The 20,111-nt window shown below is 53.6% G+C and carries 22 protein-coding genes and 1 tRNA gene; 10 read left to right on the top strand and 13 right to left on the bottom strand.

Going from position 1 to position 20,111, the window contains the following annotated elements:
• Position 1: 1 nt before the first annotated feature.
• The 6 genes from WC772_05855 to recR are packed head-to-tail and all read right to left on the bottom strand — an operon-like array spanning position 2 to position 4,246.
• Positions 2-934: a thiamine pyrophosphate-dependent enzyme gene (locus WC772_05855; protein MFA6170277.1), complete on the bottom strand. Its 933-nt coding sequence runs from the start codon at positions 932-934 to the stop codon at positions 2-4.
• Positions 934-2,106: a pyruvate ferredoxin oxidoreductase gene (gene porA / locus WC772_05850; GenBank protein MFA6170276.1), complete on the bottom strand. Its 1,173-nt coding sequence runs from the start codon at positions 2,104-2,106 to the stop codon at positions 934-936. Before porA ends, WC772_05855 begins: the two co-directional genes overlap by 1 nt.
• A gap of 1 nt (position 2,107) precedes the next feature.
• Complete coding sequence (locus tag WC772_05845; protein MFA6170275.1) at positions 2,108-2,398, bottom strand: 4Fe-4S binding protein; 291 nt, start codon at positions 2,396-2,398, stop codon at positions 2,108-2,110.
• The gene (locus WC772_05840) at positions 2,395-2,970 is read right to left on the bottom strand and encodes a 2-oxoacid:acceptor oxidoreductase family protein (protein MFA6170274.1); all 576 of its coding nucleotides are present in this window, start codon (positions 2,968-2,970) and stop codon (positions 2,395-2,397) included. Before WC772_05840 ends, WC772_05845 begins: the two co-directional genes overlap by 4 nt.
• Positions 2,949-3,650, bottom strand: coding sequence for a YIP1 family protein (locus tag WC772_05835; GenBank protein ID MFA6170273.1), 702 nt, complete (start codon positions 3,648-3,650; stop codon positions 2,949-2,951). Before WC772_05835 ends, WC772_05840 begins: the two co-directional genes overlap by 22 nt.
• On the bottom strand, positions 3,647-4,246 hold the full coding sequence (gene recR, locus WC772_05830) for a recombination mediator RecR (GenBank protein ID MFA6170272.1): 600 nt from the start codon (positions 4,244-4,246) through the stop codon (positions 3,647-3,649). Before recR ends, WC772_05835 begins: the two co-directional genes overlap by 4 nt.
• 98 nt (positions 4,247-4,344) lie before the next feature.
• Between recR and WC772_05825 the strand changes: the two genes are divergently transcribed.
• From WC772_05825 to WC772_05780, 10 genes are all read left to right on the top strand, one after another.
• The gene (locus tag WC772_05825) at positions 4,345-5,649 is read left to right on the top strand and encodes a hypothetical protein (GenBank protein ID MFA6170271.1); all 1,305 of its coding nucleotides are present in this window, start codon (positions 4,345-4,347) and stop codon (positions 5,647-5,649) included.
• A 68-nt stretch (positions 5,650-5,717) separates the two neighbouring features.
• Positions 5,718-8,888 carry a hypothetical protein gene (locus tag WC772_05820; protein MFA6170270.1) on the top strand — a complete coding sequence of 1,057 codons (3,171 nt, stop codon included), beginning with the start codon at positions 5,718-5,720 and terminating at the stop codon, positions 8,886-8,888.
• Positions 8,889-9,293 carry a hypothetical protein gene (locus tag WC772_05815; GenBank protein ID MFA6170269.1) on the top strand — a complete coding sequence of 135 codons (405 nt, stop codon included), beginning with the start codon at positions 8,889-8,891 and terminating at the stop codon, positions 9,291-9,293.
• A 1-nt stretch (position 9,294) separates the two neighbouring features.
• Complete coding sequence (locus WC772_05810) at positions 9,295-10,491, top strand: radical SAM protein (GenBank protein ID MFA6170268.1); 1,197 nt, start codon at positions 9,295-9,297, stop codon at positions 10,489-10,491.
• Between the two features lie 104 nt (positions 10,492-10,595).
• Positions 10,596-11,174 carry a D-glycero-beta-D-manno-heptose 1,7-bisphosphate 7-phosphatase gene (gene gmhB / locus WC772_05805; GenBank protein ID MFA6170267.1) on the top strand — a complete coding sequence of 193 codons (579 nt, stop codon included), beginning with the start codon at positions 10,596-10,598 and terminating at the stop codon, positions 11,172-11,174.
• A 51-nt stretch (positions 11,175-11,225) separates the two neighbouring features.
• Positions 11,226-12,680 (top strand): D-glycero-beta-D-manno-heptose-7-phosphate kinase, encoded by a 1,455-nt coding sequence (gene rfaE1, locus WC772_05800; GenBank protein MFA6170266.1) that lies wholly within the window; start codon positions 11,226-11,228, stop codon positions 12,678-12,680.
• Complete coding sequence (locus tag WC772_05795; protein MFA6170265.1) at positions 12,677-13,288, top strand: hypothetical protein; 612 nt, start codon at positions 12,677-12,679, stop codon at positions 13,286-13,288. Before rfaE1 ends, WC772_05795 begins: the two co-directional genes overlap by 4 nt.
• An 88-nt stretch (positions 13,289-13,376) precedes the next feature.
• Positions 13,377-14,381, top strand: a complete 1,005-nt coding sequence (gene lptC, locus WC772_05790) for an LPS export ABC transporter periplasmic protein LptC (protein ID MFA6170264.1) — start codon at positions 13,377-13,379, stop codon at positions 14,379-14,381.
• A gap of 1 nt (position 14,382) precedes the next feature.
• Positions 14,383-15,354, top strand: coding sequence for a thioredoxin-disulfide reductase (gene trxB, locus WC772_05785; protein MFA6170263.1), 972 nt, complete (start codon positions 14,383-14,385; stop codon positions 15,352-15,354).
• A gap of 285 nt (positions 15,355-15,639) precedes the next feature.
• Positions 15,640-15,713, top strand: a tRNA-Pro gene (locus tag WC772_05780).
• A gap of 4 nt (positions 15,714-15,717) precedes the next feature.
• Here WC772_05780 and WC772_05775 read toward each other — a convergent pair.
• From WC772_05775 to WC772_05745, 7 genes are all read right to left on the bottom strand, one after another.
• On the bottom strand, positions 15,718-16,362 hold the full coding sequence (locus WC772_05775) for a protein-L-isoaspartate(D-aspartate) O-methyltransferase (GenBank protein ID MFA6170262.1): 645 nt from the start codon (positions 16,360-16,362) through the stop codon (positions 15,718-15,720).
• A gap of 2 nt (positions 16,363-16,364) precedes the next feature.
• The gene (locus WC772_05770; protein MFA6170261.1) at positions 16,365-16,664 is read right to left on the bottom strand and encodes a 4Fe-4S binding protein; all 300 of its coding nucleotides are present in this window, start codon (positions 16,662-16,664) and stop codon (positions 16,365-16,367) included.
• Complete coding sequence (locus tag WC772_05765; GenBank protein ID MFA6170260.1) at positions 16,664-17,743, bottom strand: nickel-dependent hydrogenase large subunit; 1,080 nt, start codon at positions 17,741-17,743, stop codon at positions 16,664-16,666. Before WC772_05765 ends, WC772_05770 begins: the two co-directional genes overlap by 1 nt.
• Complete coding sequence (locus WC772_05760; GenBank protein MFA6170259.1) at positions 17,743-18,129, bottom strand: NADH-quinone oxidoreductase subunit C; 387 nt, start codon at positions 18,127-18,129, stop codon at positions 17,743-17,745. The genes WC772_05765 and WC772_05760 overlap by 1 nt, the downstream gene beginning before the upstream one ends.
• Positions 18,126-18,611 carry an NADH-quinone oxidoreductase subunit B family protein gene (locus WC772_05755; GenBank protein MFA6170258.1) on the bottom strand — a complete coding sequence of 162 codons (486 nt, stop codon included), beginning with the start codon at positions 18,609-18,611 and terminating at the stop codon, positions 18,126-18,128. Before WC772_05755 ends, WC772_05760 begins: the two co-directional genes overlap by 4 nt.
• On the bottom strand, positions 18,608-19,468 hold the full coding sequence (locus WC772_05750) for a complex I subunit 1 family protein (GenBank protein MFA6170257.1): 861 nt from the start codon (positions 19,466-19,468) through the stop codon (positions 18,608-18,610). Before WC772_05750 ends, WC772_05755 begins: the two co-directional genes overlap by 4 nt.
• A partial coding sequence (locus WC772_05745; protein MFA6170256.1) for an NADH-quinone oxidoreductase subunit L occupies positions 19,468-20,111 on the bottom strand: 644 nt, incomplete at its 5' end. The genes WC772_05745 and WC772_05750, both read right to left, overlap by 1 nt.

Below are 20,111 nucleotides of genomic sequence, written 5' to 3'. Positions count from 1 at the left end.
CTTATCCCGCCGCCTTCGCCGGGGCTTCCTTGGCCAAAAGCAATGCCCAGCGCTGGTCGACTTCCGCTTGAATATCCGCGATCAACTGCTCGTTCCCGGGTTTGAAAAGATGGCGAAACCGGTCCTGGGTTTTCAGGAACTCGGTCACCGGTTTCTTTTCCCGCGGTTTGGTCACTTTGTAAACGCCGTTCTCGACTTCATAGAGCGGCCAGAAACAGGTCTCCGCCGCCAAACGACCGACAACTCCGGTATCTTCCGGCTTGTACGCCCAGCCTAAACGGCACGGTTGAAGAACATTGAGAAACTTCGGTCCGCGGATCGAAAACGCTTTCTCGGCTTTGCGGGTCAGGTCGGCCCAGTTCCCGACCGTCGCTTGAGCGACGTAAGGAATGGCGTGCGCAACGATGATCTCGGTAAGATCCTTGCGGTTCATCATCTTCCCCTGCTTGATCTTGCCGGCCGGTTCCGTGGTCGTGTTCGCCCCTTTCGGCGTGGCGCTCGATCGCTGAATACCGGTGTTCATGTAAGCCTGATTGTTGTAGCAAACGTAAGTCAGGTCATGTCCTCGCTCCAGCGCGCCGGAAAGGGACTGCAGCCCGATATCGTAGGTCCCGCCGTCGCCGCCAAAAGCGACAAAATTGATGTGCTGGGAGGTCTTCCCTTTTCGTTTCAGGAACTGGTAGTAGGCCTCAACCCCCGACATCGTCGCGGCGGCGTTTTCAAACGCGTTGTGCAGGAAGGGAACCTGCCAGGCGGCATACGGGAAAATCGTGGTCGAAACTTCCAGACAACCGGTCGCGGAAACGACCACTACCGGGTCTTTCGAAGCGAGCAGGACCTGGCGAACGACGATCGAGGCGCCGCAGCCGGGACAAAGCCGATGGCCGCCGGTTAAGGGGTCTTGTCTTTTGGATAATTCCTTTAAATTTGCCATTACTCTCTTACTCCTAAATATTGGACTAAAGGCTGTTTATCAACGTTCTGGAGCTCGCCGAAGACCTGGCGGATGTGGTCCAGATTGATCTCGCGGCCGCCCAATCCATAAATGTAATTGATCATTTTGGGCCGGACCTTAAGATCAAACATGCCTGAACGAACCTCGGTGAAAACATGCCCCCCCTGCGCCGACCAGGTGTCTGACCGGTCAAGGATGGCGACCGCTTTGGCCTTGCTAAGCGCGGCGGTAATTTCTTCCGCCGGGAACGGCCGGAAGACCCGGATCTTGAGCAGGCCGGCTTTAACCCCTTTGGCCCGCATTTCGTCAACGACCACTTTAGCGGTGCCGCAGGTCGAACCAAGGGCAACCACAACATATTCGGCGTCATCAAGCTGGTAGCCTTCGATCAAGCCGTACTTGCGGCCGAACTTTTTGGCAAATTCGTCAGCCACTTCTAAAATGACTTGTTTGGCGTTTTTCATCGCGTCGGCGACCTGGCAGCGGTGCTCGAAGTAATAATCCTGAAGGTCGATCAGGCCGATGGTCACCGGCTTGTCGAGGTCCAACAAGCGGACCTCGGCCTTGCGTTCGGCCCCGACGAATTTCTTAACGTCGGCGTCATCAAGGAGTTCGATCTTGTCCATGCAGTGGCTGATGATAAAACCGTCGGTCGTAACCATGGTCGGCAAGCGGAGCCGGGGATCTTCGGCGATCCGGATCGCTTGGATCAGACCATCGTAGGCTTCTTGGGAATTTTCGGAAAACATCTGGACCCAGCCGAAGTCTTTGGCCGCCATCGTATCGGAATGGTCGCAATGGATATTGATCGGCCCGGAGATCGCCCGGTTGACGTCGCACATGACGATCGGCAAACGGAGTGAAGCGGCGATCGGCAAGATCTCGTACATATAGACCAAGCCTTGCGAAGAGGTCCCGGTCATGACCCGGCCGCCGGCCGCGGAAGCGCCGACGCACGCCGACATCGCGGAATGCTCGGACTCGACCGCCACAAATTCGGTATCAACCAATCCATCGGCCACGTACTTGGCGAAGATCATGACGATCTCGGTCGCCGGAGTGATCGGGTAAGCCGCGACAACATCGGGATTGATCTGGCGCATCGCCTCCGCCATCGCCTCATTGCCTGTTTTTGCTACAACCTTAACCATACTACTTTCCTTCCGGCCCCATCGTGATCGCCTTTTCCGGCTTCACGGGGCATTCTTTCGCGCAGATCCCGCATCCCTTACAATGTTTGTAATCGATGCCGGTCATTTTCGCGTCTTTAACTATGATCGAAGAGTCGGGACAATAGATCCAGCATTGCAGACACTGGATGCAACGGTCGGGATGCCAGGTCGGCCGCTCGCTCCGCCAATCGCCGGTCTCAAAGGCTTCCGCGGTCCCCGCCTGAACAACATCTCCCTGGGGCAATTTTTTCCAGCCTGGTTTTTCTGTCATTCTCCGTGTACCTCGTTATACGCCCGTTCGATCGCTTCCAGGTTCCCTTTGACGATCTCGGGTTTATTCTTGAATTTTTCGGACAGTTTCTTTTCCATATCTTTCATCATCATGTCGAACTCAAGCAGGCCGCTGACCTTGGCCAGGGCCCCCAGCATCGGGGTATTGGGGATATCTCGTCCGATCGTTGCTTTGGAAATACCGGAAGCATCAACGGTAAAGACCTTGATCCCCTTCCCCAGCTGTTTTTTGATCTCCGCCGGGGCCAAAGTAGTGTTGACAATGATCGAACCATCGGCCGGCAGGCCTTCGGTCACGTCGACCTTTCCCATCAGGGTCGGGTCAAGGACCACGACCAGGCTGGGATTGGTGATCGAACAGTGGAGATTGATCGGCTGGCTGGAGATCCGGTTAAACGAAGCAACCGGGGCCCCCATCCTTTCCGGTCCATATTCCGGAAACGCCTGAATGTACTTACCCAGAGACATTGCCGCTTCTCCTAAGAGAAGCGCTGCGGTCTTAGCCCCTTGTCCGCCACGTCCATGCCATCTTATTTCAACGGTGTTATCCATGATTTCAACCTTTCCATTCCGATTTTATCAAACACGAACACAAAAATCAACATTATTACCACGGGGACCAGCGCGCCGGCAAAGGCTTTCCACTTAGGCACGCCGTAAACTCGGCGGCCGACCACCGCCCAAATTCCATAAACGTAAACGATCATCAGCACGAAAATAAAATTATAACCGACCCGGAAAAGCTCGAACGACAAGAGCTCGTAGCGGGTCAGGAAAGCAACGATAACCATCAGGAACGCGCCAAGCAGGAAAGCGGAACTGTAAAAAAGACATTGCAGGGTCCGCGGGGCCGACCCCTTCCCTCCCAACATTAGATAAACATAATGAAAAACGTAGGCCAGGGCAAAAAAAGTGGCCGTTAAGCCGACGACCAATAAACCGGCCAGGATAAAAAAGGTGATCAGGAAAAAGACAAAAGCCAGGGTAATCATCACCGGCATGATCAGGATCAATTTATAACCGGTAATCCCTTCGATCAGGGTCTGGCCGATCGGCAGATACTGGAAAAAGAAGATCGCCAGGGTCAGGGCGAAAGAAAGAAGCCAGGCGGTAACCAGGAAAAAGGAATAAGACTTCTCTTTCCAATTTTCCTCGGCCAGCTTAGCGTAGAAATAAATCGGGCGGGCCATGATCTGCCACCAAGTCCCCCAGTACCATTTTAATAAGTTCATGACATTACCTCTCTTCGCCCTTCCAGGGCTTTGTAAAGAGTCGCCGGATCGGCGTAATCCATATCCGCTCCAACCGGCAGACCGTAAGCGATCCTGGTCAGTTTAATCCCCAGGGGCTTGATCAACCTGGTCAGGTAGATAATAGTCGCTTCTCCTTCGGTCGTGGAATTGACCGCCAAAACGATCTCTTTTATCTCTTCCTTACCGAGGCGGGTAAGTAATTCTTTGATCCTCAAACTTTCCGGGTCCATTCCATCCAGAGGGGAGATCACTCCGCCCAAGACATGATATTTGCCATTATACACACCAGAACGCTCGATTGCCACCAGATCTTTCGGCTCGGCGACCACGCAAAGAGAGGCAGAGTCGCGATTGGTATCGGCACAAACCTTACAGGGGTCAATGTCGGTGATGTTGAAACAGACCGAACAGTGGCGGATGGTCTCCTTGGCCAAACGGATCGCACCCAAGAGGTCGGCGATCCCCTTGTCGGTACAGCCTAACAAATGAAAAGCAAGCCGCTGGGCCGACTTGGGCCCGATCCCGGGGAGCTTTTGCAATTCATTGATCATATTAGCCAGTGAATCGGCGTACATAGCTCGGGTATTATATCATATTCGTTGAATTCTCAATGAAATTTGGCTTGTTTTTTACCGATAAATACTTGGGATCGGAAATTCAGGAGAGAAATAAAATGGCAATTGAAAGAGTAACCACAAGACTCACCACAACTAGAATGGAACTGGCTAATATTAACAGAAAAGATGAACGGCTCCGCGGTTGTCCCTGGAAAAGATGGGGCGCAATAGGAGCCGGGATAGTTTCGGCAGCTGCAGCTTTCAGTTATATATTCTATAACGCTGAAGATATAAGTAAAAAAATATCCGCTCTATCACCAAGCGGATCGATCAAAGGCAGTAAGTCAACGCCGCCGGAGAATAAAATTAGTGCCGGGGCCTATCACTCCTTATCGCTAAAAGATGATGGTTCGGTCTGGGCCTGGGGCAGTAATTATTTTGGCCAATTAGGAAACGGCAAGACAACGTCAAGCCCTTCAGCAACACCCATTATGGTTTCCGGTTTGAGGGAAGTCGTGGCAATCAATGCTGGAGACTTTCACTCTATGGCATTATTGCGTGACGGGACGGTCAGGGCCTGGGGGTCTAATCATAATGGTGAATTAGGGGATCTCACAATAACTAATTCACCTACCCCCGTCATGGTTTCCGGTTTGAGGGAAGTCGCGGCAATCAGTGCTGGAGGCCTTCACTCTATGGCATTATTGCGTGACGGGACGGTCAGGGCTTGGGGATTTAATTATTGGGGACAATTAGGGAACGGTGCGACAACTAGTTCGCCAACTCCCATAACTGTTTACGGTTTAAGACAGGTCACAGCAATCAGTGCCGGCGGCGATCACTCTTTGGCCTTATTGCATGACGGAACGGTCAGGGCCTGGGGGAGTAATATTTTGGGACAATTAGGGAACGGTACGACAACCGATTCGTCAACGCCCGTCATGGTTTCCGGTTTGGGGGAAGTTATGGCGATCAGTGCCGGATGCGATCACTCTTTGGCTTTATTGCATGACGGAACGGTCAAGGCCTGGGGATATAATTTTTGGGGACAATTAGGGAACGACTCGACAACTAATTCGTCAATCCCCGTTACTGTTTACGGTTTAAGGCAGGTCACAGCAATCAGTGCCGGATGTAGCTCGTCTTTGGCACTGATAGACGATGGCACTGTCTGGGCTTGGGGAAAGAATATCAATGGTCAATTAGGGAACGGTACGACAACCGATTCATCAAAGCCAATCATGGTTTCCGATTTGGGATGGGTCACGGCAATTAGTGCTGGGGGCAGTTTCTCTTTGGCATTAAATACGACCTGGTCATTCAGCATTCTCTGGGCTTGGGGAAAGAATGCCGATGGTCAATTAGGGAACGGTACAACAACTAATTCATTAACCCCTGTGATGGCAAAACGGCTATTTTAGTTATATCACTGATCTGTAGTGACATACGTAAATTTTTGTGTGCAATTTGATATTAGTAAATAAAATAAATGATTAATCTTAGAATCGGCTCGTTATTCAGAAACCGGCTGGCCCGGACCTTTCTTTTCTCGGCCGCGCTGCATACAGTGGCTGTCGGCGGCTGCGGCCAGGACAGCCTATTGAGAAGACTAACAAGGACTTCCTCAACTCCCGGAAACCCAACCGGCCAAACACTCACCCCGCCTCCGCCCAACGGAAAAGCCGGGAAACCACTGCTGGTTAACCCGGCAGCTGAAACAGCCGATAATTCACCGCCGGGCAAGGAAGAAATCGATCGCCTGGTCGAAAAAATAAATAAAGCGTCGGGCGGTGCCCGTTCCGCGAGCCAAAACGCCGTTTTTTCCGCCGAACCACGTTTCGATGTTAACGCCGGCTTTACAGTCAGTCCCAACGCGAGCTCGGAAACTTCTCCCTGGGAAGAGATGTCGGTCAAACCCGCAGGCAAACCCAACCCGCTCTCTCCCGCCGAGCGAAAGGCCGCTCAACAAAAACTTGCCGGCCTGCGGCAGGAGGGCAAAACCTGGCTTGACCAATACCTGGCCGATCTGGGCAAACCAGGCAACCGGGTTGATCCCAAACTCCTCGCGTTTTTATTTGCAGCCGATTTCTGGGATCAGCGGTCGCGGGACACCGTTTATCTGATGCCGAATCCGAGCATCCCGCTTCCGATTTTACAGGCGGAAATCGCCGGCTGGGTCAAAGAGTATGAACCGGCGGCGCACGACCAAAGTATGAACCTCGAAGAAAAAAAGCGAAAACTGATCGGCCTGATCGAATCGAAATCAAAGTATGACCCGAACGCCAAATATCTGACCTCAATTATCAGCGGAGAATTAAAAGTTAACGGCCGGCCGAAGCTGGTCGGCCCGGGCGGCCAGGAGTGCACGCTCCGGGGCATCGGGGCGCTCGGCATTCTGCTCTTTTATCCTGAAATGCTCGGTGAAGACAACCGGCTGGTGGTGGCCAGATATTCTGATCACGACGACCTGGCGATTTATAACGAGAACCGCCAGGCGGTTTTGCTGGGCAATTATGCCGGCTGGCAGCCGGTTTCGGAGTTGCGGGCCGACCTGCTCGACCCGATGGTCCTGGTCGCCGGAATAGCCATCGAAGACTCTCAGGAGCTGGCGAAATTAAGGGAAGAAAAGCTCACGGTTTATAGAAGCACCATCAAACAGACCGATAATGTCGCGATAGTCGTTGAAAGCAGCGGCGCTCCCGCTCCCAACCGGGGCGGCGGCGGCTCGCGGAACACTTTCTATGAAGGCGGCGGCCGGGTTACCTTGAGCAGGCAGGATAAATTGAGCGTTCCGGCTGAAATCCCGCCCGGAACAAAAGCCGTTCCACCCGCCCCTGCGCCGATTGATAAAGCTGCGGAGAACAATCGGCCGGACTATGCGCGATTAAGGGCTGTCACCGATAAATATTTGGCCGAAGCCAGGATCCTGCTGGCCCGCCCATTCAAAAATGATGCAGAAGAGCAGGCGGCCGCGCAACGCCTGCACCAAATCGGCTGCGTGGTCTACGGCGCCAACGCGCTGTCAGCGGATGAGCGTAACCGGGGCAACCATTTGATCGACAAATGGCATATTCGCTTTGCCGCCACGACCTGTTATACCAATCCTCTGGACCGCGGCCGGGCCTTCCAGCTCTTTCGTGAATACGAAGACGGTCTGGTGGAAGGCTACAAGCTGGAGGATTTTGTCCGTCATTTTTTCCGGATCTACGCCAATCCGGCCAACACCTATCAGGGCCGGCCGTTAGCCGATAATATAGAAGACGATCTTGACAGCTATTTTCATGCCGGAGTCGATGAGTTTAGCTTGTCCGTGGCCAATTCGCCGCCCAGCGATACCGAAGTGCGCGATAAATTTAAGTTATCGGTAGACGAGCTGAAAGCAGGAATTTTCGCCCTCTCCCCCAAACAAGCGGACAAAAAAACGCTGCTTAATAAAATCAGAATGCTTCTGAACGTTAAAGCAGGTTATGAAAACACAAGGCGGCGGGCCGGCTACTCCGAAACAGATTTAACCTCTCTGGACAGCGGAGAGTTCAAATTCCTGGCCGCCAATATCATCGTTGGGTACGATCATTACCGGCGGGTGGTGGCCGAGACCGCCCCGGCCTACGCAAAAAGAATGCTGGTTGGATTGGGCCTGGCCGAGCCGCTCAATTACGATGTCGTGTTGTTAAAGGAAGACGCGCTGGCGCGCCTGCAAAATCTTTCGTTCGTCCCTGATGACCAAAAGCTGATGCTTAACGACGAGATCTTGCGGCTACAGGCCGAAGCGGGCAGCGATGCCGCGCGGGATATCGCCACGCTGGCGCGCATGGCCGGGATTAACGATAAAGATGTCCCTCGTCTGGTCTTCGAAGAAGCCAGGCGAGAGGTCATAACCAAGGATATCCCGGCGCTGCTCAAGCCGGTTCCGGCCGGACGGGAAAAAGAAAACTTTGACCGGCAGCGGGTGTTGCTGGCCAAGATTCGATGGCTTCCCGTGATCTCGCCCAACAAGCAGGGTCCGCGTTTGGCCGCCAAGACCTTTGTTGAATTGCTGAAACGCTATCTTTTATATTTTGACCGCAACGAAATCTTTCTGGCTGCGGCGGATGACAAACCGGCCGGCGCTAAACCGGTCGCTCATTTTGAAGCAATCACTCAATACCGGCTAAAGGAAAGCGGCCGCAACACCGCAACCTCCCAGCAGACAGCCCGGGGACTGGCGGCCGAGCTGGCGGCGCTCGCCGACCTGGCCGGACTCACTCTCGATCAGGGTCTGTCTGCCATCCTGCAAGAACCCGGCCCGATACTTTTTGAAGAACCGCAAGAAACAGCGCCGGGCGTCGACCGGCCTCGGTTCCATGACCTAACCCCCGGTTTTACGGTCGGCTATCTCGATCCAAATTATAGTTTAATCCCGATCGAACTGGAACCGATCGCCGACCCGCCGGGCAACAACAGGATTAGAAGCGCTGGAATAAATGAAGAAGGCGCTGAAGAATCAGCCAGAAAATATCTCCTGCTCGACAAAGACCGCCTGGCGGATTTTATCGCCACCCTGCCCTGGAACGGTCCGCTTAAAGCGCGATTAAAAGAGTTGTTGGATAAAGTCAGAACCGATTCCCTAACGCAGTTGACCGAGGCGGTCGAGAATCGGCTGGCGCCGGGGAGCAAATAAATGCCGCAGCCGGTAAACACTAACAGAGTTAACACCGTTCAAGCTGCCGCCGACAAAGAAGCGGCCGTCTTCCTCAAATCGTTTGATACCAATCAAACCCCTGGCCTCCAGCCGGACGAGATTACCGATGATTTCGCGCTAAAACTTCTCAACAAGTCTTATAGCGTGCAAAAAGCGATTGTCAAGCGGCTGCCTAAAGATAGTCTTTATTATTTGAACACGCTGCTTAGCATGATCGCCGCCGGAGTAATCACTGATCCGACGAGATTCACCAGGGACATCGTCAAAAAAGCAGGCGCCCTTATTAAATTACGCCATGAAAATAGCTCCAGAGGGCAATATCGTTTTTCTTATATTCCATTAAAACCGGGCCCGAACCTCAACCCGGTCAGGGTTTATTGCTAACATGGCAACCAAATCAACACTTCAAAAACGCGTTGTCACCATCAGCCTGGAAAACTGTTCGGGCTGCAATCTCAACTGCCGCTATTGTTTCGCAGCGCAAAAGCACCGGCAGCCGCAGAAAATGAGCTATGAATCGGCTGTCAAAGCCATTGATTTCTTTCTGGACTATTACCGGAAACAGTCGCCGCCGCCCCAAGAATATTGTGTGGATTTTACCGGCACCGGCGAACCGCTGCTAAATTTTGAATTGATCGAACGGCTCGCCGAATATGTCATCGCCCGCAAAAACGACAAGATCTTCTTGCATTTCACGACTAACGGCACGCTTTTGACGCCCGGTCTCATCGCCCGGATCAAAAAATTAAACAAACGGCGCCGGCGGCTGATCCGTTTCTCGCTTACCTTCGACGGCTTTCCGCTCCTCAATGACATCAACCGCCGGGATCGGTCCGGCCGCGGCAGCGGCGACCGTGTTTTGCGGCTGATCGGCGAATTGAAAGAGCAGAAGGCCTTTTCTCTGATCGACAATGCCAATTCAACTTTTACTTATGACGATCCCCTCTTGACCTACCGGCTCAAGGGGCTTTACTTGCTCGGCTTTCGCCGCATCATCGTCAAACCGTACCGCGGCAGCGATCGGAGATTCAAGCTGACCGCCGACCGGCTGAAAAAAGTCAAAAAAGAATATCGCGCCCTGACCGACTTTATCCTGAAAAAGATCATTAAAGAAAACGATTACGGCTATTTCTTTTCGCTTTTTAATCCGGGTGATTACCTGGGCAAATTCCTGCTGCGGACCTACGCCGGCGCGGAGCAAACCCGGCGCTGTCCGGCCGGGCTGGATTATTTTTATGTAGACGCCGGAGGCGATATTTTCCTGTGCCCCTCTTTCAGCCGGCTGCCGGAGACTTCGCTTGGCAACGTTGTTAAGGGAATTAAAAACCCACCGCCGGCGGCGCAGGCCGGCTTCCTGGCCAAATGTGAGAAATGCGCCGCCAAAAAGCTCTGCGGCGGCCAGTGCTATTATGAAACAGTTAGGAGCCGTTCCACCGAACCTGCCCGGCTGTTGTGCGAATTGAAAAAATTTCTGATCAAAGAAGCGGCCTATTTCTGGGGCCGTCTCTATCAAGAGAAGAGTCTAGCGATCAGTTATATCAACCGTCAAATAAAAAAGAACTATTCTTTCTGTTTTGAATAACTATTTTTCCAGCGCCTGTATGTCCAGCCGGTAGCCAACGCCCGGTTTCGCGATAATAGTCTACAATGACTCTTCTTTGTAGATTATGTTATAATTATCGCGATATGGCTGAAAAAAGTAAAGCCGTCTTTCTCGACCGTGACGGTACGGTCATTTTGGACGCCCACTACTTAAGCTCTCCCCGGGAGATCGAATTCCTGCCGGGAGCGATCGAGGGGATCAAAAAACTGAACGAAGCCGGCTGGCCGGTGATCATCATCAGCAACCAATCGGGGGTCGCCCGGGGAATTATCTCCGAAGATATGCTCCAGACGATCGATAAAACGATGCACAAGCTCCTGCTGGCAAAAGGGGCTCACCTTGATGGCGCTTACTACTGCCCCCACCACCCCGAACACGGGGTTTACCCTTATAAAGATGATTGCGACTGCCGCAAACCCTCCCCCGGTCTGCTGAAGCAAGCGGCCCGTGAACACCAGCTCGACCTTAGCCGCTCCTATATGATCGGCGACAAGCCGAGCGACATTGAAGCCGGGGAGAACGCCGGGACCAAAACGATCCTGGTCCTGACCGGCCTGGGGGCCGAATCAAAAAACAAGCTCCGGAAACCGGCCGACTTTATCGCCTCCGACCTGTCAGCGGCGGCCGACTGGCTCCTTGGCCGATCAGCTCTTGAAAAATAACCCCCGCTCCTATACCATTACATAAGCACCTTTGAAGGAAAGGATCAAACCTTGGACAACCTAAAAAAATACATCTCAAATTTTGCCGGTAAAAAAGTCCTGATCGTCGGCGACCTGATGCTCGACGAGCATATCTGGAGCACGGTCTCCCGGATCTCGCCGGAAGCGCCGGTCCCGATCGCCGACGTTAAAAAGACGACCCATGTCCCCGGCGGTTGCGGCAACGTCGCCGCCAATATCGCCGCCCTGGGCGGTACCCCCTACCTGATCGGGATCATCGGCCGGGACAGCTCGGGCGAAAAACTCCTCAACGCCCTGAAAAAGATCAACGTCAGCACCAATTTCATCATTGTCGACGATGTTAGGCCGACCATCCTCAAGTCGAGAATCATCGCCGCCTCCCAGCACGTCGTCCGGGTCGACCGGGAAGACAAATCGATCCTCTCTCTCGCCCTAACCCAACAGATCGTTAAACGGCTCAAGGAACTGATCCCCCGCGTTGACGCGATCGTTATCTCCGACTACGAAAAAGGATTGGTCACCAAAACGATTTGCCAAACGACCATTAAGCTGGCCAAAGCCCACAAAAAGCCGGTCGCTGTCGATCCGAAAGGAAATGACTACGCCAAATACGCCGGGGTCACTATCATCACCCCAAATTTACGGGAAGCAATTGTCGCCGCCGGGGTCGAGATCAAAGACGACGAAACCCTGCGGCAAGCGGGTAAAAACCTCCTGCAGAAAACCAAAAGCCGCTATGTCCTGGTCACCCGGGGACGCGACGGCATGACCCTCTTCGACGCCAAAGAGGCCAAGACCTTCCCGGCGGTCCCCCGCGAAGTGTTCGACATCACCGGCGCGGGCGACGCCGTGATCGCCACCCTGACCCTGGCCCTGGCGGCCGGCGCCTCGACGCGGGAAGCAGCCCTCCTCTCCAACTTCGCCGGCTCGGTTGTCGTTGGCAAGATCGGGACCGCCCCCTGTTTCCGGGAAGAGCTGGAAGAATCGCTGGCCGGGCATGAGCCGGTCACCCGCAAGATCAAGACCCGCCGGGAGATCGGGCCGATCGCCAAGAACCTGAAAAACGAAGGGATGAAGATCGTCTTCACCAACGGCTGTTTCGATATCCTCCACCTCGGCCACGTCCGCTACCTGCGCGAAGCCAAAAAGCTCGGCGACATTCTGATCGTCGGGGTCAACACCGACAAGTCGGTCGCCGCCCTCAAAGGACCAGCCCGCCCTTACGTCTCGGAACTGGAACGGGCGGAGATCCTGGCCTCCCTGGAATGCGTCGACTATGTCATCTTGTTTGGCGAACTGCGGCCCGATAATCTGATCAAAGCGGTCGAACCCAATATTCACGTCAAAGGCGGGGACTATAACGTTAACGACCTGCCGGAGAAAAAACTGGTCGAAGCGCTTGGCGGCAAAGTTGTCGTCATTCCGCCGATCAAAGGCCGCTCGACCACTAACATCGTCGCTAAAATACTGGGAGGGAAGAAATGAATATAAAAAGAGGCTTGTTTTTGCTTACCGCTTGCTGCTTACTGCTTACAGCTTTTTCCGCCCAGGCCTGGCGGATCACGCCCGAACTGCAGAAAGAGCTGGAGACCAAACAAGCGGCGGTCAAGGCCAATCCGAACGATGCCGCTACCCGCTTCGATCTGGCGATCACCATGGCTTACACTAACAACCTGCAGGACGGCTGGAACAACCTTAAAAAGACCGTCGAACTAGACCCTTCGTTTAAGAAAAAGGGGCTGGAAATGTACGAGAAAAAAGTCACCGACAGTCCCAGCGACTGGCGGCTCCGCTTCCGCCTTGCCTTCGCCTACTACTTCAACGAACGGAAAAAAGAAGCGATCCGGGAACTGGAAAATGTCCTCAAGATCGATCCTTATAACGTCTGGGGTTACGGCTACCAGGCGCTGATCTACGGGGAACTCAACGAAACCGACACCGCCATGGAGGTCACCAAAAAAGGGCTGGCGATCGACAGCAACGTCGCCGCGCTCCACCTGCTGCTGGGGGAAGGCTACAACCGTAAAGGGGACAAATGGAAAGGCTTCCTGGAAACCATGGAAGCGGTCAGGTTGAGGGCGTTGGGATACTAAAATGGAAACCTGCGACAGTATCGTCGCGGTTTCCTTGCTATAACCGCGCAATTAATTGCGCGGTTATTCGGGGAGTTAACTAAATTTTATGAGATTTAAAACTTTAATACCGATCCTGGCGGTGGTCTTTTTCGTCTGGATCTTCTACTGGGCGATCTTCGTCCCGAAGGAGGACGTCTCCAGCCGGATCTATAACTCTCTGAAGGAACAGGAAAAGAAAGCCGACCTGATCTTCAAAAAAGTCACGGTCGAAGAGGTCGTCAACGGGGTCAAATACTGGCAATTGGAAGCCGACACCGGCATGCTCAATAAAAATGCCGGGATCGCCGCCCTGCAAAACGTGGAAGGGACTTTCTTTAATAAAGGAAAACCGGTCTTGCGCTTCTCCTCCCCCGCCGCCCTCTGGGAAAAAGACAAGAAAGAGATCTATCTCGACAATCCGGTCGGCTACGACCTGGCCTCCGCCGGCAAGATCAACCAGCTGCTTAGTTCGATCAGGACCGGCAAGCTCTCGTTCTTTTCTTTCCCCAAGGAATACAAAAAAGGGCTCGGTTACTGGTTCAAGGCCAAGAATCTCCGCTGGCGGCTGGCCGACCAAAAACTCCTCTGCCAGGGGGGAATTATGCTGAACAAGGGGGACGCCTCCGCTTACGCCGAGACCTTGAGCGGCGACGTCGAATTTAAAATGATGACCCTGTCCGGCTCGCCGAAAATAGTCATCGCGCCGGCCGGCAGTATTCCGCTCACCCTGGAAGCCGAGACATTCAGCGTGACCGGCGCGCAGGATATCTTTACCGCCAACGGCAACCCGCGCATCAGCTGGCAGGACGCCAGGGTCACCGCCAAAGCGGTCCAATATTACCAACAGAAAAAGAAATTAAAGCTTAAGAACGAGGTCCGGATCGCTTATCGCGACATCAACGCCTGGGGAGACGCCGCCGACTACTTTACCGACGACCAGAACATTATCCTTTTCGGCAATTCGCGGGCCGAGCAAGGGACCAACAAGCTGACCAGCGACCAGGTCAGGGTCTCGCTCAAGGACCGGAAGATCTCCCTGGTCGGAAAAAGCAAGCTGATCATCAACAAATAATATGCCGACAAAATTACAAACCAAACCGCAGCAGTCGATCATCATTGAAGAGCAAAAGCCTTACGATCTGATCATTATCGGCGGCGGGCCGGCCGGCATGACCGCCGCCCTTTACGCCCTGCGGGCCAGGCTTAACGTCCTGCTGATCGAAAAAATGATCCTGGGCGGGCTGGCCTCCACCACCTATCAGATCGATAACTACCCCGGCTTCCCCGACGGGATCTCCGGACAGGAGCTGGCCCAGCGGTTGGAGAACCAGATCAAAAAGCTCTTTCCGAAAATCATTTGGGGGCGCGCGGTTGGGGTCAAAAACGGCAAGCATTTTCGGGAAGTCACCGTCGACGGACAGGCCCATTTCGCCAAAGCGGTGATCGTCGCCACCGGGTCCGAACCGGCCAAGCTGGGGGTCCCGGGCGAAGAGACCTTCACCGGCCGGGGGGTCTCCTATTGCGCGGTTTGCGACGGCGCGTTTTACCAGGACAAAAACATCGTCGTGGTCGGGGGCGGCAATTCGGCCGTGGAAGAAGCGCTCTTTTTGACCCGCTACGCCGGCAAAGTTTCGATCATCCACCGGCGCGACGAACTGCGGGCCGACCGGATCGTTGCCGAAAAAGCGCAAAGCCACCCCAAGATCTATTTTCACTGGCATTCAACCGTTGAAGAGATCATCGGGGATAAGACCGTGACCGGGATCGTGCTCAAGGACCTGGTAAGCAACAAAAAATCAACGGTCCAAACTGACGGGGTTTTTGTGTATATCGGCTACCACCCCAACGTCGAAGCGGTCAAAGGGGTCGTCAAATTGGATGAGCGCGGTTTCATTATTACGGATGAAAACATGAAAACTTCGGCCCCCGGGATCTTCGCCGCCGGTGATATTCGGGCTAAATCGCTCCGCCAGGTAGTTACCGCCGCCGCCGATGGGGCGATTGCCGCCAATTCCGCCCGGGAATTCATCGAAAAAGGGCATTAACCCGTCCTCACCCTTAGATTGACAGATCGGCCAAAAAGAGGTATAATAGATAAAGTAAAGGCTGAAATATCGTCTAGCAGGTTGATCCCGGTGAGGGAAATCAGATCGAGCATGTCACGGATACTCCAGCCACTTATTTATCGTTCCCCTACAGTAAAAATTTCACTCAATTTTTCAGCCTTGTTTGACCACGTCTATAATCCATGTTAAACTTTGATCGGAAACCTGCGACAGTATCGTCGCGGTTTCCTCGGTTTTTCTGTGTTTGCCGCCACAGGCGGATTACGGGGTGTAGCTTAGCTTGGTAGAGCGCCTGGTTTGGGACCAGGAGGTCGTAGGTTCAAATCCTATCACCCCGATTTTTTAATCTTGCCAGCCATATTTACCGATAAGCGGCACAAACCGGCAATCGATCGTTTTCTCCCTGGAGATTTTCCCCTGATTTTTTGTCACCACCGTTAATCTTTGCAAATACCTATCCCCCACCGGAACCAGGAGCTTTCCTCCCTCGGCCAGTTGTTCAAGAAGCGGGGGCGGAACGTCGGGACAGCCAGCACCGACAACGATCCGATTGTACGGCGCCGCTTCAAGATAGCCTTCGGTGCCGTCCCCGGAAACAAATTCGATGTTGGTATAACCGAGCTTTACTAGAACCTCTCTCGCCCCCAGCGATAACGATTCTATCCGTTCCATCGTGTAGACCCGGCGGCAAAGTTCAGCCAAAATCGCCGTATGATAACCCGATCCGGTCCCAATCTCCAAAATCTTGTCTTCTTTACTTATCTCCATCATTTCAGTTATCAGGGCAACAATATATGGCTGGGAGATCGTCTGTTCTCCTCCTATCGGCAGGGGGAAGTCATCGTAAGCGGCTGCCCGGTATTGGGCGGGAATAAATTCGTGGCGAGGAACGCGGCGAAAGACAGCCAAAACTTTGGGCTCTTTGATGCCGCGCGAAACGAGCTGGTCCTCGACCATTTCCAGTCGGAGGCGCTCGAAACTATCCATGTTTACTTTACTTCGACCGAGGTATTCCTCATGTAGATGCACTTTTTGGGGCAGACTTCCGCGCAGTAACCGCAAATAATACAGCGATATGGGTCCATCGTCCACGTTTTTGGTTCCCGGGTAACGACTATCGCGTCGGTCGGACAACGGCGCTGGCAGATCCCGCAGTAAATGCAGATCGCCGGGTCCATATCGAGACTGAAACGCCCCCCTTTGAACGGCTCCCGCTTCACAAAAGGATAAAGCCTGGTCGCCGGCCGGCGGAACAAATTTTTAAAAATAAGCTTCAGTAAATTTACCATTATCTCTCCGTACAACTGATGCAGGGATCGATCGAAATAACGATCACCGGCACGTCAGAGAGCTGGCAGTTGGGGAGCATTTGCAGGAGCGGCGCCAGGTTGGCAAAGGTCGGGGTTCTGACCCGGAAGCGGTCCAGGTTCTTGGTCCCGTTCGCTTTGAGGAAATAGACCACCTCGCCCCGCGGCTGTTCGACCCGGGAGGCGTATTCGCCGTTAGGGTTCCCCTTCACTTCGACCGATAACGGACCGGCCGGGAGCTTGTTGATCGCTGCCCGGACCAGGCGCATCGATTCGTACATCTCAAGAAGCCTGACCTTCATCCGGCCGTAGGCATCGCCGGTCTGTTCAACGACCATCTTAAAGCCCAGTTCTTTGTAAGCGGCGTAGCCGGTCGTCCGGAAATCCATCTCCACCCCGCTCGCCCTGGCAACCGGACCGACCGCTCCGAGAACGTGGGCCTTCTCTTTAGAGAGGACCCCGACCCCGACCAGCCGTTTCTTGATGCTGTAGTCGTTGAGGAAGCCCGGGATAAATTCGGTAAATTCTTTTTCCAAAAGGTCCAAAGTCTTAAGCGTTTCTTTAAGTAGGTCATCCGGAATATCCCGTTTGACCCCGCCGATCTGGCAGGTCCCAAGCATTACGCGGGCACCGGCGGTCTTCTCCATGATATCGAGAACGTATTCGCGGCAGCGCCAACTCTGCATGAAAAGGTTCTCAAACCCGAAAGCATCGGCCAGCAAGCCGAGAAATAAGAGATGGCTGTGGATACGATGAACTTCGCTCCAGATGACCCGGAGATATTTCGCCCGGTCGGGAACTTCGATCCCCATGATCGTCTCGATCCCCTGGCAATAGCAAAGAGAATGGATAAAACTGCAGATCCCGCAGATCCGCTCCGCGATATAAGTTGTCTGGATGAAATCTTTTTTCTCGGCGACTTTCTCCAAGCCCCGATGAATATAACCGATCGCCGGCAAAGCCTCAACGACCTTCTCGTCTTCCAAGACCAGGCGAAGCTGGATCGGCTCCGGCAGGACCGGATGTTGGGGGCCAAATGGTATTAAGGTTGTGTTGACCATTATTTCTCCTCTTTCACGCGGACATCGAGCGCCATCCCGCAGTTTTTGGTCATCGGCGCTTTAGGGGAACCTTCCGACAGGACAAAGCGCCCCTGGTAATCGATCGGCAGGTCGGAAACCTCGATCCCAAAAAGGTCCTTGATCTCGTTCTCGACCAGGACCGCCGGGAAAGTGATCTCGGCGACGCTCGGTAAGACTTCGCCGTAAGCCAGCTTTAACTGCAAGTTCGAGAGCTGGTAATTAAGATCGAAATGATAGTAGATATCGAAATCGGTGCCGGTATCGACACAGGTCATCGTCACGAAACGATTCCCGCCGTCGATCTTGGCTTTGACTTCGGCTTTGAGGGTCTCTTTGGTAATGGCTTTAACTTCCGCGTTGATCATGCCTGCTCCTTTGGCGCCGGTGGGACCATGAAAACTTTCGGCTTCTCCGCCCCACCCTTAGCCGCTCCGCCGCGTAGCGCTTCCAGTTTGGCGGCCGCTTTGACGATGCCATCGATCATCGCTTCCGGCCGCGGCGGGCAGCCCGGGACAAAAACGTCGACCGGGATGACCTTGTCCACCCCACCATAAACGTTATAGCAATCGGCAAAGATCCCGCCGGAAGAAGTACAGACCCCGAAGGCGACCACGACTTTGGGACTTGGCATTTGGTCGTAAACGTTACGCAGAACGCGGGCATTCCGGTGGTTGACCGAACCGGTCACCAACAAGACGTCGGCGTGCTTGGGATTGCCGACGTGGAGGATGCCGAAGCGTTCCAGGTCGTACATCGGCGTCAAACAGGCGACAATTTCAATGTCGCAGCCGTTACAGCTATTGCAATTATAATGGACTACCCACGGTGATTTCGCTAATTTAGTCATAACCCTCTCCCCATATAAAGCCAGATGATATTGGTAAAAGCCATCCCCAGTCCGATCGTCCACATATATTGCAGCATCCAGATCGGGGTCAAGCGGGCGAACGCGTTATCGATCACGATCTCGAGGAAATAACAACCAGCGGCCAGCGCCAGCGCGATATAGATGTTGGGGAGCCAGAAAAGCATCAACATAATGAACAGAAGGGCAAGTTTATAAAAGTAAGCGATCTCCAGGATCGCCAGGTATGGGCCGGAATACTCGATCGTAATCCCTTTGACGATCTCCTGGTGGGCATGATGAGAGGTCGCCAGATCAAAGGGAGATTTCTGCAGTTTTACCGTCAAGACTAATAGAAAAGCAATAAAGATCAAGGGAAGCGAAAATAACAGCGGCCGCCCGGAAGCGGCAATGTCGCTGGCCAGGAAACTCCCGGTGACCAGGTAGATCCCGACGACCATCAGGACCAGGATCGGTTCGTAAGCGACCATCTGGAGGATCTCGCGCTGGCTGCCGATCCGGCTGTAAGGCGAGCGGACGCACATCCCGCCAAGGATCAGGGCAATATTAGCGAAAGCAATAATGAACAAAAGCATCAGCAGGTCTTGGCCCATGACCAAAAAGATCACCGACAGAACGATAAAGGCAAGATGGAGAAAAGCGTAAATAACCTGGATCCGGTTAAGGAGGATCGGCTCTTTTCCCAGCAGTTTAAAAACATCATAGATCGGCTGGAGGAGCGGCGGACCGACCCGGCGCTGCATGCGGGCGGTCAAGATCCGGTCGATCCCCATCAGGACCGCGCCGCCGATCGGCGCCAGGATCAGGACCGCTAGTATTTTAAACCACGCTTCCCACATCATATCATTAACGCTCCAAACATTATTAAAATTAAGGCGATCGCCAGCGGATTGAACCAGCTGGTCAATTTATCCTCGCCGAAAACCGGCGACATATAATACGAAGAAAGATAAGCGGTCTCACGTTTATCGGCCAAACTGCGGAACTCAAAGCTAGTCTCTTTCTGTTCGGCATTTTCACCGCAGAGAAAGGGCGGTCGGATATGACTTTCTTTAATGCTTCTCATTGCCAGCAGGATCGCGACCAAAACCACGAATAAACAGACGAAGAGCGGCGCTTCCATAAATTTATCAACCGATTGCATTACCCGCCAAGCGGCAACAACGGTCGTGACATGCTGGTAAGCCGCCATCGCGACCGGACGGACAAATAATTGATAGAGCGGCACAGCCGATAAACCAAGAACGATCACGCCGGTCACCAGGGTCAACATCGTCCCCATCATGGTGAAAGGGATCTTTTCGATCTTATATTCTTCATGATACGAAGCAGTTATGATCCGGCCGATCCACTTGGCCCAGAAAAAGATCGTCAGAGCACTGCCGATAATGATCATGAAAAGGACCAGTGGGTAACGGACCGCCGCTTCGATCGCCATCCATTTGCTGATCAGGAGACCGAACGGCAAGGCAAGCATCGAGA

The sequence above is a fragment of the Candidatus Margulisiibacteriota bacterium genome, assembly GCA_041661965.1.
Classification (GTDB): Bacteria; Margulisbacteria; WOR-1; order O2-12-FULL-45-9; family XYB2-FULL-48-7; genus XYB2-FULL-45-9.
This window is presented reverse-complemented; position numbering and strand designations above follow the sequence as displayed.

Excerpts from the sequence above, each read along its gene's own strand:
- WC772_05855 (MFA6170277.1), bottom strand. The coding sequence starts at position 934 with ATGGCAAATTTAAAGGAATTATCCAAAAGACAAGACCCCTTAACCGGC.
- porA (MFA6170276.1), bottom strand. The coding sequence starts at position 2,106 with ATGGTTAAGGTTGTAGCAAAAACAGGCAATGAGGCGATGGCGGAGGCG.
- WC772_05845 (MFA6170275.1), bottom strand. The coding sequence starts at position 2,398 with ATGACAGAAAAACCAGGCTGGAAAAAATTGCCCCAGGGAGATGTTGTT.
- WC772_05840 (MFA6170274.1), bottom strand. The coding sequence starts at position 2,970 with ATGGATAACACCGTTGAAATAAGATGGCATGGACGTGGCGGACAAGGG.
- WC772_05835 (MFA6170273.1), bottom strand. The coding sequence starts at position 3,650 with ATGAACTTATTAAAATGGTACTGGGGGACTTGGTGGCAGATCATGGCC.
- recR (MFA6170272.1), bottom strand. The coding sequence starts at position 4,246 with ATGTACGCCGATTCACTGGCTAATATGATCAATGAATTGCAAAAGCTC.
- WC772_05825 (MFA6170271.1), top strand. The coding sequence starts at position 4,345 with ATGGCAATTGAAAGAGTAACCACAAGACTCACCACAACTAGAATGGAA.
- WC772_05820 (MFA6170270.1), top strand. The coding sequence starts at position 5,718 with ATGATTAATCTTAGAATCGGCTCGTTATTCAGAAACCGGCTGGCCCGG.
- WC772_05815 (MFA6170269.1), top strand. The coding sequence starts at position 8,889 with ATGCCGCAGCCGGTAAACACTAACAGAGTTAACACCGTTCAAGCTGCC.
- WC772_05810 (MFA6170268.1), top strand. The coding sequence starts at position 9,295 with ATGGCAACCAAATCAACACTTCAAAAACGCGTTGTCACCATCAGCCTG.
- gmhB (MFA6170267.1), top strand. The coding sequence starts at position 10,596 with ATGGCTGAAAAAAGTAAAGCCGTCTTTCTCGACCGTGACGGTACGGTC.
- WC772_05795 (MFA6170265.1), top strand. The coding sequence starts at position 12,677 with ATGAATATAAAAAGAGGCTTGTTTTTGCTTACCGCTTGCTGCTTACTG.
- lptC (MFA6170264.1), top strand. The coding sequence starts at position 13,377 with ATGAGATTTAAAACTTTAATACCGATCCTGGCGGTGGTCTTTTTCGTC.
- trxB (MFA6170263.1), top strand. The coding sequence starts at position 14,383 with ATGCCGACAAAATTACAAACCAAACCGCAGCAGTCGATCATCATTGAA.
- WC772_05775 (MFA6170262.1), bottom strand. The coding sequence starts at position 16,362 with ATGGATAGTTTCGAGCGCCTCCGACTGGAAATGGTCGAGGACCAGCTC.
- WC772_05770 (MFA6170261.1), bottom strand. The coding sequence starts at position 16,664 with ATGGTAAATTTACTGAAGCTTATTTTTAAAAATTTGTTCCGCCGGCCG.
- WC772_05765 (MFA6170260.1), bottom strand. The coding sequence starts at position 17,743 with ATGGTCAACACAACCTTAATACCATTTGGCCCCCAACATCCGGTCCTG.
- WC772_05760 (MFA6170259.1), bottom strand. The coding sequence starts at position 18,129 with ATGATCAACGCGGAAGTTAAAGCCATTACCAAAGAGACCCTCAAAGCC.
- WC772_05755 (MFA6170258.1), bottom strand. The coding sequence starts at position 18,611 with ATGACTAAATTAGCGAAATCACCGTGGGTAGTCCATTATAATTGCAAT.
- WC772_05750 (MFA6170257.1), bottom strand. The coding sequence starts at position 19,468 with ATGTGGGAAGCGTGGTTTAAAATACTAGCGGTCCTGATCCTGGCGCCG.